We start from the raw sequence: 16,621 nt of genomic DNA on the forward strand, positions 1-16,621 counted from the left end.
TCAGCATAAATAAAAAGGCAGTTCGGATTCACACCGAACTGCCTTTTATTTTAGTTGGATGTCTGCTATGATTTTGTCCTATCAGAAAACAAGAGAAGGGTGAAACTATGAATGAATATGGTCCGGATTTATTTAAAGGTACGGCAGTGTACTATTCAAAATATCGACCGCAGTATCCTTCATCCCTTATTCGGTTCTTAATTCAGAAGTTTTCGCTTAACGGAGAAGGCCGTCTGCTTGATTTAGGGTGTGGTACGGGTCAGCTGGGACTAAGATTTAGTGATTGGTTTGAAGAAATGATAGGTGTAGATACGGAAAGTGGAATGTTGGAAGAGGCTAATCGTCTATCAAAAATCCATAGGATTGATAACGTTAGTTGGATGCTTGGTAGAGCAGAAGAGTTGCAGAACGTCTGGGGTTCCTTCCGTCTTACCATCTTAGCCAAAGCGTTTCACTGGATGGATAGATCGTCTATTCTTGAAATCCTATACCACAGTTCGGACAATAATGGCGGTCTAGCAATTATTGATACTTTTAATGTAGGGCAAGAGCCATTATCTTGGCAGCTTAAGGTAAATGAAGTAGTGAAACGCTGGTTAGGTAACGAAAGAATCGCAGGAGACAGCATCTATACTCATCCTAAAGAAAGACATGAGGATATTGTTGCGCGATCTAGCTTTAAGAATGTGGAAAGAATGATTTTACCGAGTTATTCAGTGACATGGACGGTGGATTCTATTCTTGGAAATTTGTATTCCACATCCTATGCTTCAAAGCGCTTATTTGGAGATCAGTTGGAACGATTTGAAGCGGATTTGAAATCTTCTTTATTAGAAATTGAACCTATGGGTAAATTTACTGAAGTGTTATCAGTTTCTGTTATCACAGCTTTAAAGAAGGAAGCAAAATCACAATAAGAATCTTGCATTGATCTCACCAGAGCCCGCTGTGTTAGGGGGGAGTTTCAGAGAGAATGTGTTCTTTTTTAGTATGGATTTCACTTGCTTAGGAGTTAGTGAGGGATTTCTCTGCAGCAATTGAGCAATAACACCAGAGACAATAGGTGTTGAGACACTGGTACCGGACAGCACAAAATAATTTTTGGCGATCCGCAAGTAAGGAAGCTCGCGATCTAGCTTGGAGTGAGGCGCACGAAGAGAGATAATGGTCTCACCAGGAGCTACGAGATCTGGTTTCTTCCGCCCTCCCGGTGCAGGTCCGCGGCTTGAATACGAGGTAATCCGGTCGTCCTTTTGTGTGAGCGTGCGACGGTCATCCACTGCACCTACGGTAATTGCAGAAGGACTAATACCAGGAGATTCTATCGTCCTGCGTCCAGGGCCGCTATTTCCAGCTGCAATCACAACAGTGAGTCCAGCCTTTATTGCTTTTTCTACGGCTTGGCACAGCGGGTCATCAGCACAAGGTGAATTTACCGTACCCCCTAATGACATCGAAAGGATACGTAGTTTTAGTCGCTTTCGATTCGCAATACACCACTCAATTCCTTTAATGATCGTGGAGTCATATCCGTCACCATTTTTATCAAGTACTTTAACACCAACGATCCCTGCCTTTGGAGCAGGGCTTTTGTATTTTCCTTTACTCATCCATCCGTTGCCTGCCGCGTCCCCTGCGATATGAGTCCCATGGCCGTTATCGTCGTAGGGAAGTTTTCTGTGATTGATAAAATCTTTAAAAGCTACGATACGGTTACAGGGCTGAATAAGATCAGGGTGCCTATACACTCCTGTGTCAAGAATGGCAATGTTGATTCCTTTTCCGGTAAGTCCCTGTTTCTTTTGGACGGATGTAGAACCGATGGATGGTGTTGCTATATAAAGTGATGTTTTTTTAATTCCGTCTACATAGATTTGATCGATTCCATGCCAACTGCACATCTGTTTCAGACAGTTCATCGAAACTCGTGATGATACAGAATTTAGTATGGGGAGATGATGTTTGATAGGAAAGTCGTGTGATTCTAGATGTTTTTGTAATGACTTCAGCTGTGCTGGGGTCATTTTTTGTTTGAATTTGATAATGATAGGAATTTTAGCGGATGTACCGCGACTGACTTGGGAGTGTTGAATTCTTTTTCTTAGCGCCCTATGGATTCTTGAACTATATTGCTCTGGCCAAAATTGTCGGCTCATTTATTAATGGATCACCTCACAAGTGCATTATATGCACCACTGATCCAGTGGGTACGAATCTATGAATCTAGGAATAAAGTACATTTCTAGAATAGTAGGTAAAAGTGAGGTCAAGCATTCCAAATCTTGCATCTACTATCGTATCCTAAAAAGAAAGTGGTGAAGTAAATGGCAATGATTAAGAAGCCAGTCAATAAGCAAGCCGTTATGGCGGCCAAAGCCCTCGCAGCTAAAAGAGTGAAGGCAGCAGCAACCCGGAAGAAACGGAGAATCAGACAGACATTGGACAGATTTGTGGTTCTCGCTACAAGTTTAGGTACGAATAGCACACCTAAAGATTCTTCGGGCTGGACCGCTACATTAAAAAATGGTACCACAACTGTGAACGCTGATTTCGATGATTTCGGTGTGGCCAGATTCCCTACGATTAGCACATTAACTTCAGTACCTTACCTGCTGACAATAAGAGACGAGAATGGAGTAGTTTTGAAGAGTTTTAACGTCCCAGCAGACCGTGAATTTTTTGTCGCTAGATTTTAGTTTGGACAAGTCAGCTTTAATTCTGTAGTAAACAGCACGTGTCGATACGATATCGCCGCGTGCTGTTTTATTTGTCTTATTTTAGATCATGCAGATTTTAACCATACTTGAATCTCATACACCTCAATAATGCTTTTTACACGCTGCTCATGATTACCGTAGTTATTTTCATAATGGTAGTTTTTTTTCCTCATGTACTGGCTAGAATAGTTGGAGAAAATTCAGTGCTTTTTCCTATGGTTGGTAATTTACTGAGTGTATTCTTGAATATCATCTTGGATTTGATTTTTATCTGCGTTTTCGATATGGGGATTACCGGTGCTGCTTTGGCATCCGATTTTGGCGATTTTACGGTATGTCTTGTTGATGGGGAATTTTTTTATCCTTCCTTTAATGTTAGGTAACATCGGCCTTTGGCTTTCCTTTGTAGTGGCAGAGATAATCTGTGTCGTGGTAAGCTATGTTTGTTTGAGGAAGACAATGCAAAAGTGGAGTATCAACTAGTCAACAGCAGAATAATAGAGGAGTTTTAAAGTGAAAAAGTGGTACAAACTTGATAACGCAGCAAAACTATTTCCATCCGTTACAAACACAAAAAACACTTCCGTTTATCGGATCTCAGCTGTTCTGACAAATCCTGTAGATGTGGATGCGTTGCAGCAAGCTGCCGATACGGTATTCGACAGATTTCCGATGTTCACTGTGAAGCTTCGCAGGGGTGTGTTTTGGAATTATTTAGAGTCTAGCACGGATAAAATTGTGATCGCTGAGGATCAGCAGTATCCTTGTCGCAACATTGATCCAACTACAAACAATGGATATTTATTTAAGGTTTTATACTACAAAAATAGAGTCTCTGTTGAAGTGTTCCATGCGCTTACGGATGGTAATGGGGCTGTCGAGTTTTTAAAATCACTGCTGTACTATTATCTAATGTATATGGGACATGAAATTGACACTGAGGACCGGATTTTACTCGCTGATTCAGGAGTGGATATCCATGATATGGAGGATGCTTTTCGCAGATACTACAAGGATTGTTATGTTGAATCGGTTAGAAACAGCCGAGCGTACCACATTAAAGGTACCGCTTTCGAACAGTTCGGAAATAACGTGGTACATGGGGTCGTAAGTGCCTCCCAATTGAATGCCCTCGCTAAGCAAAAAGGTAGTACGATCACTGCTTATTTATCTGCATTACTGAGTTATTCTATTTATCAAACAAGAATCAAATATAGCAAAAGTAACGCTCCCGTGGTTATCGCAGTGCCTGTCAATTTGCGCAAAGCATTCCCTTCACGTACTCTTCGTAACTTCTTTGGCGTAGTTAATCTTGGCGCGCGAATTACGGAAGATACCACACTGGATGAATTAATTTTTAGAATGAATGAGATGCTGAAGTATAAAACGGGGAAAGAAAATTTGCAAAATATCATTTACAATAATGTGGCGCTTGAACGGAACAAAGCTACGTTGTTTGTCCCGTTATTTTTGAAGAACTGGTTCGTGAATTTAGGGTTTCATATGCTTGGGGAAAGTAAAAGAACACTGACCTTGTCCAATATCGGCAATATTATGTTGCCACAGCAAATGTACAAGCACGTAGAGCTAATCGAGGCATTAGTCTATCCATCCAATAAAAGCCCTATGAACTGTGGGATCAGCTCAGTCAATGATAAGCTGGTGATCACGTTTACCAGAAATATAGTGGAGTCCGATATATTGCAATATTTCTTTTCGACCTTAGCGGGTGAGGCTGGACTTGAAGTTAAAATCTACTCAAACGATTGGGGGATTAGCGAATGACCAAATGTATTCGTTGCAACGTGACGGTTGATAATCAACATTATCGTTGTCCGCTATGCTCCAAGCCACTTAAGATCAGGGGAGAGAGCACGACAGAATACCCTTCCTATAATGAGATCTATCAGGTAACCAAACCATTTACGGTAGCTAAATTGTTCCTCTTTTTGACTATATCTGCGATCGTGCTTTCGATTACAATTAATGCGTTGACCTATCATATCAATCCAAGAATATGGTCAATTATCGTAAGTACAGGTCTTATCTATGCGTGGATCGTTGTTAAAGATACCATTTTATCTAATAAACATATTGGCAGGAAAATTTTATATCACTATGTCATGTTGTCCATTTTCCTTTTGGTGATCGATATATTCGTTGGTTTTAGGGGATGGTCTACCAACTATGCAATCCCACTGTTTGGAGTGGCAGCTACATTTATTATGACTGTGCTCGCAATTGTTCAAAAATCATTATGGCGTCATGATATAGGCTATATTTTAGCGATGTTCTTTATTAATTTATGTCCTATGCTTCTGTTTGTATTTAATTTGTCTCATGTCATTTGGACCAGTGTTTTCTCTATCGTATACTCACTCCTAACCATTATTGGGATGATAATTTTTTCTGACCGGAAATTTATAAGCGAAATCAGAAGAAGATTCCATTATTAATAATCGAGATAGTTTTATTCCAATCTATAATTAAATATTTAGGTTTATTATGCATATTAACCACGTCCTTTGGATGTGGTTTTTTTTTGGATTTAAGAAAGTGAAGGGTTCATACGACACCGAATTCCTATTTTTCTACAAGAAAGGTTGTCCTTTTTAATGGGATGTTTAAGGCGTTTTTGCTAGTTTAAAATTAAAATAAAATTCTTGACACTTCCTAATGATAACCATTATCATAGAAATCGTAGATGAAAATGAAAATCATTATCACTACTTGGAACGTATAATTATACATACTCGGAGGGATAGATTTTGAAGAAATTATTAGTACTTCTGGTTGTTGCAGCGCTTACTGCGATGACTGCATGTTCGTCTACCAATACAGCGGACAATCAAACCAAGAATGAATCCGTAACGAATACAGCTGCTAATGAAACGAAAGAAGCAAATGCAGCGAATACAACAGAAGCAGCGAAAACAGCGGATGCTGGAAAGGAATACAGTCTGGAGAATGATGGTGTAGATGAAGCATTGTTCAATGAAGCATTAAGCCAGTTTCCAGCTACAGTTCCACAGCGAGTTGTAACTACATCTGTACCATTAACAGAAATGCTCTATTTGCTTGGAATCACACCAGTTGGGGTGCCAACCTCCACCAATCCAATCCCTGCTGATTTTGAATCGATAGATAAAATTGGTTCGCCAATGGCACCGGATCTTGAAGTAGTAACAAAGCTTGAGCCAGACTTGCTGCTGGGAGCAGAATCACTTCGAAGCACACTGGATAAGACACTGGAAGGCATGGATTTGCAAAAAGCATATCTACGCACAGAATCCTTCGAGGATTTAAAGCTTAGCCTTAAAGTATTAGGTACTTATTTTAATAAAAAAGATGAGATGAATGCGGCTTTGAGTAAGATATTGGATAAAGAAAATGAGCTAAGTAAATTAGCCGAAGGAAAAGAACTGCCGAGCGTGATGCTCGTTATTGGAACCTCTGATTCCTTCATGGTTATGAGTGAGAAATCTTATCTAGGTAGTTTGGTGAAAAAGCTTGGCGCTGATAACATTGCTACTTCTGTACTTAAAGTTACAGATACTTACTCTCCTATTAATATGGAGAACGTCGTAGCCGCTGATCCTGACGTCATTCTCGTATTGGCTTCAGGTGACCACGGAGCGACAAAGGACAAATTTAAAAAAGAAATAGAGAAAAATGAAACTTGGACGAAGCTCTCTGCTTATAAAAACGACAAAATCCAGATTTTAGATTACAGTGTGTTCGGCGTAACCTCGATCATTAACGCAGAAACAGCCCTAACTGAAATCGCAAAATACTTCTATGAATAATTAAAGGAGACAGCAAGTGATAAATACATCTCGTAGCAGAATAGTTGTTATTGTAACGGTTCTTTTAGCGCTCGTTGCCGCGATTATTGCCATCGGATTAGGCTCTGTTTTCATTCCGGTATCAGACATACTAAGCACGATCTTTGGTTCATCGTCAAAGGCGGTGAATGCCACCATCATATGGGATATTCGATTGCCACGTGTGTTACTGGCGATGATCATCGGAGCGAATATAGCGATCTCGGGCGCACTGCTGCAAGCTGTGATGGGTAACCCACTTGCTGATCCTGGATTGACGGGTGTAACTAGTGGCGCGGCTGCATGTGTTCTTGTCATAATGCTTGCTGCACCACAGTATACTGAGTTCATTCCGATTGCCGCTTTTGTTGGAGGGCTAATTGCTGCTGGTATTGTATATGCATTAGCGTGGAGACGAACCGGTATTTCACCGATTACTATTATTTTATCTGGTGTTGCTGTGAATGCGCTTTGCGGAGGACTCATTGGACTATTAACAATCATGTACAGCGATAGACTCCCTGCAGCGGTTCAATGGCTTAACGGCAGTCTTGCGGCAAAAGGGAATAATGCGTTAATGATGGTCTTCCCATATGCGATTGCAGGTTGGATCTTATCGTTCTTTGCTATTCGTAAGGCAAATATCATTCGTCTGGGTGATCAGGTGGCTTCGAATCTGGGTGAAAATGTGAACCGAATTCGTATCCTGCTCTCCTTGCTGGCAGTATTTCTAGCGGCTATTTCTGTAGCAGCCATTGGAATGATCGGATTTGTCGGTCTAGTTGTGCCTCATATGGCGAGATTGCTCGTGGGTTCAGATTATAAATATCTTTTACCGATGAGTATGGCTCTAGGTGCATTGGTTCTGTTAATTGCGGATACAGGTGGACGTACCCTGTTTGCACCCCTAGATATCCCTGCAGGTATCCTTATGGCTGTGATTGGCGGACCATATTTTCTATACCTGATGAGAAAGAAGGCGTTCTAACATGTTTACTGTCGATTCCATTTCGATTCGGTATGAGCAGAAAAGCGTGATTAACAACTTCTCTTTTTCCGTAAAAAAGGGTGAGATCGTCTCCATCATAGGACCGAACGGCTCCGGTAAATCCACTTTGCTCAAAGCGGTATCACGGCTAATTCCTTATCACACGGGTACGGTCATACTCGATGGTACGGATCTGAAGACCATGAGCGCCAAACAAGTCGCACGAAAAATGTGCATGCTGAGCCAGAAGAATCAAGCACCGAGCGATATGACTGTGATCGATCTGGTCTCGTATGGCAGATATCCACATAAAAAGTGGTTTGAAAGATTGAACCAAGAGGATATGGACATTGTTCATTGGGCCCTTGAAAAGACACATTTGATGGAGTATAAGGACCGAGCCGTAGCTTCATTGTCCGGTGGTGAATCACAGCGTGCCTGGATTGCAATGGCATTAGCGCAGCGTCCACTCATTATGCTGCTTGACGAACCAACCACGTACTTGGATATTTCGCATCAGCATGAAGTGCTTGAGCTTGTTCGTGAGTTAAATCAAGACATGGGCATGACCGTAGTGATGGTGCTGCATGATCTCAATCAAGCTTCTACTTATAGCGATAGTATCGTTGTAGTGCAGGCGGGTGAGAAGGCGATGTATGGCACACCGAATGAAGTCATGACAACCGATATGATAAGGGATATATACCGGATGGACTCGGAAGTCCAGTATGTGCCCACAGAGAAGAAACCTCGTATTCATTTGTTGAGTACTGTTCGATAGATTCATAGTGTGACACAACCTATTCATGGAGGGATTTTAAATGAAGAAGCCTGTAGATGTGGAGAAAAATAAAGAAAACTACTTGCAATTTATTAATAAACGTAAGAACTTGATTTTGAGTTTGATCGATGATGAAGGTAAGCCCTTTATCAGTTATGCGCCTTTCGTAAAGAAAGACGGCAAGCTGTATATCTATATTAGTAAGATCGCAGAGCACTATGGCTATATGGAAAATAATGATTTTGTGGACGCCTTTCTAATTGCGGATGAGTCTGAAACAAACAATAAATTTGCAACTGAGCGTGTGCGCTGGAGTTGTACCTCAAGCAATATCGGAAATGATGGATATGAGGATATCTTTGAATTGTTCAATGCTGACCATGGTGAGGCCATGCTGAAATTGCTGCGCGGACTGGATTTTTCACTGTTCGAACTAACTCCGCTGAAGGGGCGTTATGTTGTAGGTTTTGGGTTGGCGTTCGATATTGATGTAGATGCGAATGTATTTAATCATGTTGTTATTGATAAGAAGAAAGACGAAGAAGCAGCTGTACAAGGGAGCAAATAGCCGATGACTATTACTTCAGTACTGCCCATCTGGCAAGCGGTTCAAGAGCGATTTCATAAAATGGTGAAGGCATTGCCGGAAGAAGATTTAAATCTTAAATTAGGGAATTTATCCATCGGAGGATTGATTTCTCATAATGCCGAGGTAGAATTTATGTTTGCAGAGTGGTTCTTTGGTAGACCTAAACCTCAAGCCGATGACGCAGCTTATACTACATTAAGTGAACTGGTGGATCTGCTGTCTGCTTCCAACGAGAATCTGATTGCAGCGATGCGGGAGCTTCCGGAAGATGCTTGGCATGTAAGCGTAGAGTCGTCTTTTGGCACATCTACTCCGCTTGAAGCGGTAGGAAGACTTATGTATCACACAGGTATTCATGCCGGACAGATTTCTCTAATACAGAAAAATGCATAGCTAGATGATATAACCACCTTCTTGAGAAATCAGGGAGGTGGTTTTTTGTCATCACATGATGATTCTATTATTGTACGTTGCGGACCGTATCTTTTTAGCCCCCTAATCCACTTGGACACTTATAACCACTTCAGATACACTAAAAGAAGTGGAGGAAGTGTTCATGAAAAGACGATTTCGGTGCCCCATAGAAACCAAAAAGGAGTTTGTGGTGGAGGTGCTGTTATGTATTTCATTAAGGTGTTGGTTGTTATTATTTGTGTGAACAGCAGGTTAACAATTGGATCTTTAACAATGTATGTAACCGCAGTAGATAATCTAAAAAATGCTGTATCTAATATTCTCTCGTTATTATCGATGGCTTATGAGAATTGTCTGTATATGCAGAGTATATTTCATTTGCTGGAGATCCCAGAAGAGTATCAGGATGGCAAAAGGGAATTCCCTTCCCCATTTGAGCGTATAGAATTTAGGCAAGTTTCCTTTAGGTATCCTGGTACGCATCATTATGTACTTAAGAATATCAATGTGGTGCTTGAAGCAGAACATTCCTATGCACTTGTGGGATTGAATGGATCCGGAAAAACAACGTTTATTAAGTTGCTGCTGAATTTATACAAGCCAACTGAAGGAGAAATATTTGTAGATGGAATAAATATTAGTGAATATAATCGTTCGAGCTTGTTTCAGAATGTCTCTGCGGTTTTTCAGGATTTTATACAGTATCCTTTTGATATAAAAACTAATATCGGGTTGGGATATTTAGAAGAGTTAAATAATCTGGATAAGATAATTGAAGCAGCTAAAAACTCAGGAGCGGACGAATTTATTGCCCAACTTCCTGAAAAATATGAGACCAGACTAAAAAAGGAATGGTCCGGAAGTGTCGATTTATCGCTGGGACAATGGCAGAAGCTGGCCATAACAAGGGCCTTAATGAAGCCTTCCGCTATACTGATTCTTGATGAGCCAACTGCATCATTGGATGCGATCTCTGAACATGAGATTTTCATGCAGTTTCAGCAAATGAAATTCAGTAGATTATGTATAATGGTAACTCATCGATTTGTTAATACCAGGGAAGTGAATAACATCATTGTTCTTCAGTCGGGAGAGATAAGAGAATTAGGCACGCACGCCGAACTGATCCAGCAAAAAGGAGTGTATGCGAGTCTGTACAGAATGCAAGCAGATTCGTACGAAAAGGAAGCGGCTGAAGAATTTCACGAAAAAGTCACAATGTAACTTCATTTTTTTTCTGTATAAATCAGTTATACATAATAGAGAGGAGGGACGTAGTGGACGAAGTCGAGTGGATCCGGCGAATACATGAGGGGGAGACGCAGTACTTAACACCGCTGATCGAAAGGTATTACCCCGGAATCCAGAAGTATTGCTACTATAGGGTTCGAAGTGAGGAAGAATCGAAGGATCTGACGCAAGAAACATTCTATCGCTTTTGTAGATATATTGACAGATATAAGAATGCAGGAAAATGCCTCGCATACTTATACACAATCGCTCGTCACCTGTGCAATGATTATCTACAAAAACGGTATTCGTTGTCTTGCGAGCAAGTGGGAGAAATAGAAAAATCATTTTCACAGCCAAACGGCTCCATTGAAGAACAAGTAGAAGGAGAGCATCTGGTTCATGAGCTGCTTCTTCTTCTGCCTGAAGAGCAGCGGGAAATGGTTTTTATGCGATTTTGTCTGGATATGACCTTCCGCGACATAGCTCGCGTTACGGGAGTAAATGTATGCATGGTTCAATATCGAGTGAAGCGCGGGTTAATTGTTTTAAAAAGCTATTTGGAGAGGAGTGATTTCGTTGAACAAGAAACAACGACATTCCATAGTAACTACACTAAGAAACTACCCTTCGTTTCCCGTTGATAGGGAGTGGATAGAAGAAACCAGCCATGGGGCAGCTGTAGAACTTCACCAAGCACAGGCGACGCGAAGAACCTCGTTTACAGAGTTCTATAAGGCTCAGCTTTACTTCATCAGTTGGAAGGTATGGGCACTACAACTGTTAATTGTTGCTGGAATGGGGGTGCTTCTGCATAACTTCATTAATCACCCTCAAGGAAATGTTCAAATTGTCATGCTGGCATCTATTTCAGCTCCATTGTTAGTGATTACTGGGATACAGACACTGACAAGATCTTTAACATTTCATATGCTGGAAATTGAATTAAGCACCCGGTATATGCTGGAGAAGCTTACGCTAGTGCGTATGAGTCTTCTTGGAATAGCGGATCTAATCGGTTTAATCTTATTGGCCTTACTTTTGAATATGTGGATACAAACGGGGATTTGGAGCCTCCTGCTGTATCTACTGGTGCCCTTCAATATTGCTTGTCTTGGTTCCCTTTGGTTGTTGAACCGGATTCGTACATCAAATTGTGGATATTATTGTCTCCTTTACTGTGCTCTGTTGGTAATTGTGCAGATTATATTTACATTTAATTATTCCTTCTCTCTGTTTCTATCATCAGTAACCGGATTATGGCAGGTATTACTGGTGCTTTCTACGGTTGGAATTGTTTACGAGACTCGAGGGGTATGCAGGACATGCAGAAGCCTGGAAACGGCCTCAAGAATACAATTTTAAGATTTGCGTGAGACAAGTCAAAACAATAGAGAATAAAAGGAGGAAGTGTGGAATGCTTGAACTGACTTTAAATCAGGTGAGTAAGCATTTTTCTGCCAAAAAGGCGGTAAACGGAATCTCAATCCGACTTTCCAACGGTGTCTACGGTTTATTGGGGGCAAACGGCGCCGGAAAAACAACATTGCTTCGGATGATCTGCGGTATCCTGAACCCTACTTCGGGAACGATACAGATGAACAATGAGGAAATCGGTCGTATGGGGGAACGCTATCGCGATTTGCTTGGTTATCTACCTCAGGACTTCGGATATTATCCTGATTTCAGTGCAGAAGAGTTTCTGTGGTACATAGGTTCGCTAAAAGGATTGACGCTGGCGGCATCAAAAGGGAAAGCTCGAGAACTACTCGGCACTGTGGCTCTGGATGATGTGGCTCGGAAAAAAATCCGCACTTTTTCCGGAGGGATGAAGCAGCTACTGGGTATCGCACAGGCACTACTTAATGATCCCCGCTTGTTGGTACTGGACGAGCCGACTGCAGGACTTGATCCTAAAGAACGGGTCCGCTTCCGCAACCTTATCGCCGATTTGGCTAGGGACAAGATTGTTATTCTCTCGACACATATTGTATCCGATGTGGAATATATTGCTGATCAGATCCTCGTAATGAAGAAAGGGAGTTTGCTGACAGGCGGCACGGTGGATCAGCTGACAGCAACGATGAAGAGCTTCGTATGGTCATGTCGTATCCCAGTCCGGGAGGCTGAGGAATGGAATACCCGTTATTGTGTAAGCAATTTGCGGCATGAAGGGGATCAGGTGGAACTGCGAATTGTGTCCGCTGAGAAACCTATTGAGCAGGCGACATCTGTCGTGCCAACGCTGGAAGACTTCTATTTATATCATTTTCAGGAGGAAGAAGATATTACGGCTATTGAAAAATAGGGGGCATGACTTATGGATATATTGACCCGTTTCGAGCTGCGAAAGATCATGCGCCGAAAATCATTTTATGCAGGGATTGTAATCTTGATAGTGGCGGCATTATTCTTATCCATTATATTAGTTGCAAATATACAAACTACAGGAAAAGATGGTAAGTTCTTGAATGGAATGGCAGCTATCCAATTAGAAAGAGAGTACAATCGGCAACTTGCCGGTCCGTTGACCATAGAAAAGATGGAAGCAGCGGTTAAGAGACATCAAAATTTACTTCGGGATCCTGAGAACCTTGATGATAAAGGTGAGATGACCGTCGAAGCTAATGCCAAATATGACGTTAAGGATAATCAAATTCAATTTTTGATTACAGATGCATTTTCACCTGCAAGCGGATATGATTTTTACCTTATAAACAAAATAAATCCTGAAGACGTTAAGGAATTTTACCAGAAACGGATGGAAAAAGTCCAAGGATTTTTAAATAGTAATGAATCTGGTAACAATTACACAGTCAAAGAGAAAGCTTTTTTTACCAAAATGAACGAGGAAATTCCGGTGCCTTTTCAAATGAACTATGTTACTGGTTGGAAAAATGTATTTGAGAATTTGCCGAGTCTATTTCTAATTATTGCATTTGTCATTGCGGTCTGTCTCGCTCCCGTGTTTGCCGGGGAATATCAGAAAGGAACAGACTCCATCGTTTTATCTACTCGTTATGGTCGCAGCAAAGCCATCGCCGCCAAATTGAAAGCGAGCTTTATTATATCTGTAGGACTTATTGTGTTGGCAATTGGGGTTTATACATTCCTAATTCTAGGGGTATTTGGATTCGATGGAGCGAATGCCAGCGTGCAGATGATTAGATTTTTGGCTCCTGTTCCCTACACGGTGATGCAAACCTATATGTGGGCGGTACTTATCGGTAGCCTAGCTTGTCTATTGGTGGGAGCGCTGACACTGTGGCTCTCCAGTCGGATGGGCAACTCATTTTCCGTTATTATAGCAGTTGGGATTCTTCTTGTAGGTACCCAGTTTATTCCTGAAAATAAAAATAGCCGTCTATTTAATTATCTGATAGATTTGCTGCCAGGTAATATGTTTTACAGTTTTAGTAAAATAACAGGTTATGAAGTATTTCATATTGGGTGGAAGTTGATTCCAGAGTATAAGATAATGGTTGGATTCTCGGTAATAACTATAACTCTATTGCTGCCTTTTAGTTATCGGGCATTCAAAAAGCATCAGGTTGTATAGGAGGCATGAGTCATGGACACGCTGACCCGGTTTGAACTGCGGAAAATAATAAGGAGCAAGTTGTTTTACGTCGTAATTGCGATTGTAATAGCAGTAGTCCTACTTTTAGCTAACATGAGGGTCACAGGGGCATACATAACGGGTAAGGATGGTGAGGAATTAAAAGGATTGGCTGCAATTTCCCTCCAAAGAGAATACGGACGTCAGCTTGCCGGTCCCTTAACGACGGAAAAATTGGAAAATTCGATTGAACGACACAAAAAGGCTCATCTCGATCCGAACAATATTGATGATAAAGGGAATTTAAAGAATGAAGCTTATGCTAAATATGAAGTCCCGGATGAACAGATCAATACTTTAATTCGTTACGCATTTTCTCCTTTGAGCAATTATGATTATTCTGTAATGGATAGATTGCAACCAGATGATGCTAAAATGTTTTATGAGAAACGGATTGAAAAAGTTAACGGTTATTTAAATTACGATTATTCTTATGGTAATTATTCAGTCAAGGAGAAAGCATTCTTTAATACAATGAACGAGCAGCTTCGTGTTCCATTTCAGATGGACTATGTTACTGGATGGGAAAAAGTATTCCAAAATCTTCAAAACCTCTTTTTAATTATATCTTTGGCCATTGGAATATGCCTCGCTCCCATGTTCGCCGACGAATATCAGCGGGGTACGGATGCGATCATTTTGTCTTCTCGTTATGGTCGCAATAAGGTCATCACCGCCAAATTAAAGGCTGGCTTTATTCTATCTATAGCACTACTATTGTTAGCGCTCGTGGCATACACGCTTTTGCTGCTCGGAATATTTGGATTTGAGGGTGCGAAAGCAAATGTGCAGATGATTGACCTTTTGGCTCCCGTTTCCTTCACAGTCTTCCAAGCGTATCTGTGGGCGATCCTCATCGGTAGTCTAGCCTGCCTGATGGTGGGAGCATTGACTCTGTGGCTGTCCAGCCTTATGAGTAGTCCCTTTTCTGTTATCATTGTCATAGGAATATTGGTTATTGGTCCACTGTTCATTCCTGCCAGCAAGAGCAGCCGACTGTTTAATCATCTGATAGATTTGCTGCCAGGTAATATGTTTGACGGTTTTAAAAAAATAACCTCATATGAATTGTTTAATCTGTTTGGTGTATTAATTCCAGAATATAAGGTCATGGCAGGCTTCGCTCTTGTTGTTATAGTGCTACTACTGCCTCTTACTTATAGGGCATTTAAGAAACATCAAGTGGCCTGAATTTGAGAATATTTTGAAATGGTTTACTATTTATACTCATAGATGATTTTTCGCGATAGATCTTTTTTTATAGCCAGTCTGAAGCAACACTCCTTAGAATAAAAGAATATACAAAAAGAGGAGTGAAACCATGACGCAGATCATATGTTCACCGACTAAATATATTCAGGGGTATGGCGAGATTCGTAAGCTGGGAGATTATTGTTTGCAGCTGAGCGCAAAAAGAGCATTTGCGATTGTAGATCCTTATATTTTTTCCATGTACAAGGAGGATATCTTACACAGCTTTGAAGTGAACGATATTCCCCTTATGATGCGCGAATTCAAGGGTGAGTGCAGCCGTAATCAGGTGGATGAGATAGTGCTAGAACTTGGCCTGAAGGACGCTGAAGTTATCTTAGGAATCGGTGGCGGCAAGACCCTAGATACGGCAAAAGCAGTAAGCCACATGGCGGATCTCCCGGTAGTTATTGTACCCACAGTGGCCTCGACGGATGCACCTTGCAGCGCTTTATCAGTGTTGTATTCGGACGAAGGTGACTTCGACTGTTACCTTCCATTAAAAAGAAATCCTGATATGGTGATCGCAGATATCGATATCATTGCTAAAGCCCCTGCAAGATTGCTGGTGGCTGGAATGGGTGATGCTTTGTCCACCTATTACGAAGCAAGAGCTTGCCGTCAATCAGGAGCGGTTACTCATGCAGGCGGGACTTGCACAATCGCAGCGTTCTCTTTAGCACGTGCTTGTCTGGACACACTTCTTGCTGAAGGTGAATCCGCACTCCTGGATGTTAAACAGGGGATCACCTCTTCTGCAGTGGAACATATTGTTGAAGCTAATATTTACTTGAGCGGCGTTGGATTTGAGAGCGGTGGGCTTGCTGCAGCCCATGCTATTCATAACGGACTGACCCTGCATGAGGAATGCAGGAATGTGCTGCATGGTGAGAAGGTTGCCTTTGCTACGATCGTGCAGTTGGTCTTGGAGAAGGCTTCAGAAGATGAGATCGCTCAGGTCAGTGCTTTCTGCAAAAAAGTCGGCCTTCCCGTTACACTTAAGGAGCTTGGGATTACCAGTATCGATATGGATAAATTAATGGTGGTGGCAGAAGCTAGCTGCTCCCAGGATAGCCCAATGAAGAATATGCCATTTGAAGTTCAATCTGTGGATGTGCTGGAAGCAATCCTTGCCACAGACAAGCGCGGGCATTAGCAACAGCTCGATTGTAAATTATTGCGAACCCTCCTCGTACATATTTAACCTT

Annotated in this window: 18 protein-coding genes; 17 read left to right on the plus strand and 1 reads right to left on the minus strand. The window is 41.5% G+C overall.

Going from position 1 to position 16,621, the window contains the following annotated elements; all coding sequences use genetic code 11:
* The first annotated feature begins 107 nt into the window (after positions 1–107).
* Entirely contained in the window at positions 108–917 is an 810-nt protein-coding gene (locus PAENI_RS01290; RefSeq protein WP_149643986.1) for a methyltransferase domain-containing protein, read from the plus strand.
* Here PAENI_RS01290 and PAENI_RS01295 read toward each other — a convergent pair.
* On the minus strand, positions 909–1,919 hold the full coding sequence (locus PAENI_RS01295) for a S8 family peptidase (RefSeq protein WP_188114450.1): 1,011 nt from the start codon (positions 1,917–1,919) through the stop codon (positions 909–911). The two genes, PAENI_RS01290 and PAENI_RS01295, sit on opposite strands and share 9 nt — an antisense overlap.
* A gap of 405 nt (positions 1,920–2,324) precedes the next feature.
* Between PAENI_RS01295 and PAENI_RS01300 the strand changes: the two genes are divergently transcribed.
* From PAENI_RS01300 to PAENI_RS01370, 16 genes are all read left to right on the plus strand, one after another.
* Complete coding sequence (locus tag PAENI_RS01300; RefSeq protein WP_076283128.1) at positions 2,325–2,696, plus strand: hypothetical protein; 372 nt, start codon at positions 2,325–2,327, stop codon at positions 2,694–2,696.
* Between the two features lie 149 nt (positions 2,697–2,845).
* Positions 2,846–3,100, plus strand: a complete 255-nt coding sequence (locus PAENI_RS32155; RefSeq protein WP_223178889.1) for a hypothetical protein — start codon at positions 2,846–2,848, stop codon at positions 3,098–3,100.
* Positions 3,101–3,230: 130 nt separating this feature from the next.
* Complete coding sequence (locus PAENI_RS01305; protein WP_042186921.1) at positions 3,231–4,502, plus strand: hypothetical protein; 1,272 nt, start codon at positions 3,231–3,233, stop codon at positions 4,500–4,502.
* Entirely contained in the window at positions 4,499–5,173 is a 675-nt protein-coding gene (locus PAENI_RS01310) for a DUF6320 domain-containing protein (protein WP_149643988.1), read from the plus strand. Before PAENI_RS01305 ends, PAENI_RS01310 begins: the two co-directional genes overlap by 4 nt.
* A 312-nt stretch (positions 5,174–5,485) precedes the next feature.
* Complete coding sequence (locus PAENI_RS01315; protein WP_149643989.1) at positions 5,486–6,523, plus strand: ABC transporter substrate-binding protein; 1,038 nt, start codon at positions 5,486–5,488, stop codon at positions 6,521–6,523.
* A gap of 16 nt (positions 6,524–6,539) precedes the next feature.
* Positions 6,540–7,529, plus strand: a complete 990-nt coding sequence (locus PAENI_RS01320) for a FecCD family ABC transporter permease (protein ID WP_052404239.1) — start codon at positions 6,540–6,542, stop codon at positions 7,527–7,529.
* A 1-nt stretch (position 7,530) separates the two neighbouring features.
* Positions 7,531–8,310: an ABC transporter ATP-binding protein gene (locus tag PAENI_RS01325; RefSeq protein ID WP_076298518.1), complete on the plus strand. Its 780-nt coding sequence runs from the start codon at positions 7,531–7,533 to the stop codon at positions 8,308–8,310.
* A gap of 40 nt (positions 8,311–8,350) precedes the next feature.
* Positions 8,351–8,878, plus strand: coding sequence for a HugZ family pyridoxamine 5'-phosphate oxidase (locus PAENI_RS01330; protein ID WP_149643990.1), 528 nt, complete (start codon positions 8,351–8,353; stop codon positions 8,876–8,878).
* Between the two features lie 3 nt (positions 8,879–8,881).
* Entirely contained in the window at positions 8,882–9,292 is a 411-nt protein-coding gene (locus tag PAENI_RS01335) for a DinB family protein (RefSeq protein ID WP_149643991.1), read from the plus strand.
* Positions 9,293–9,517: 225 nt separating this feature from the next.
* The gene (locus PAENI_RS01340; protein ID WP_149643992.1) at positions 9,518–10,537 is read left to right on the plus strand and encodes an ABC transporter ATP-binding protein; all 1,020 of its coding nucleotides are present in this window, start codon (positions 9,518–9,520) and stop codon (positions 10,535–10,537) included.
* A gap of 53 nt (positions 10,538–10,590) precedes the next feature.
* Complete coding sequence (locus tag PAENI_RS01345; RefSeq protein WP_188114451.1) at positions 10,591–11,187, plus strand: RNA polymerase sigma factor; 597 nt, start codon at positions 10,591–10,593, stop codon at positions 11,185–11,187.
* Entirely contained in the window at positions 11,123–11,908 is a 786-nt protein-coding gene (locus tag PAENI_RS01350) for a hypothetical protein (protein ID WP_149643994.1), read from the plus strand. Before PAENI_RS01345 ends, PAENI_RS01350 begins: the two co-directional genes overlap by 65 nt.
* A 52-nt stretch (positions 11,909–11,960) precedes the next feature.
* Entirely contained in the window at positions 11,961–12,851 is an 891-nt protein-coding gene (locus PAENI_RS01355; protein WP_149643995.1) for an ABC transporter ATP-binding protein, read from the plus strand.
* Between the two features lie 12 nt (positions 12,852–12,863).
* The gene (locus PAENI_RS01360) at positions 12,864–14,102 is read left to right on the plus strand and encodes an ABC transporter permease subunit (RefSeq protein WP_149643996.1); all 1,239 of its coding nucleotides are present in this window, start codon (positions 12,864–12,866) and stop codon (positions 14,100–14,102) included.
* A 12-nt stretch (positions 14,103–14,114) separates the two neighbouring features.
* A complete protein-coding gene (locus PAENI_RS01365) occupies positions 14,115–15,353 on the plus strand; it encodes an ABC transporter permease subunit (protein ID WP_149643997.1) in 1,239 nt (412 codons plus the stop codon).
* 130 nt (positions 15,354–15,483) lie between these two features.
* Positions 15,484–16,569, plus strand: a complete 1,086-nt coding sequence (locus PAENI_RS01370; RefSeq protein ID WP_149643998.1) for a glycerol dehydrogenase — start codon at positions 15,484–15,486, stop codon at positions 16,567–16,569.
* Positions 16,570–16,621 lie beyond the last annotated feature (52 nt).

This window comes from Paenibacillus sp. B2(2019) (assembly GCF_008370385.1).
GTDB lineage: Bacteria > Bacillota > Bacilli > Paenibacillales > Paenibacillaceae > Paenibacillus_AQ.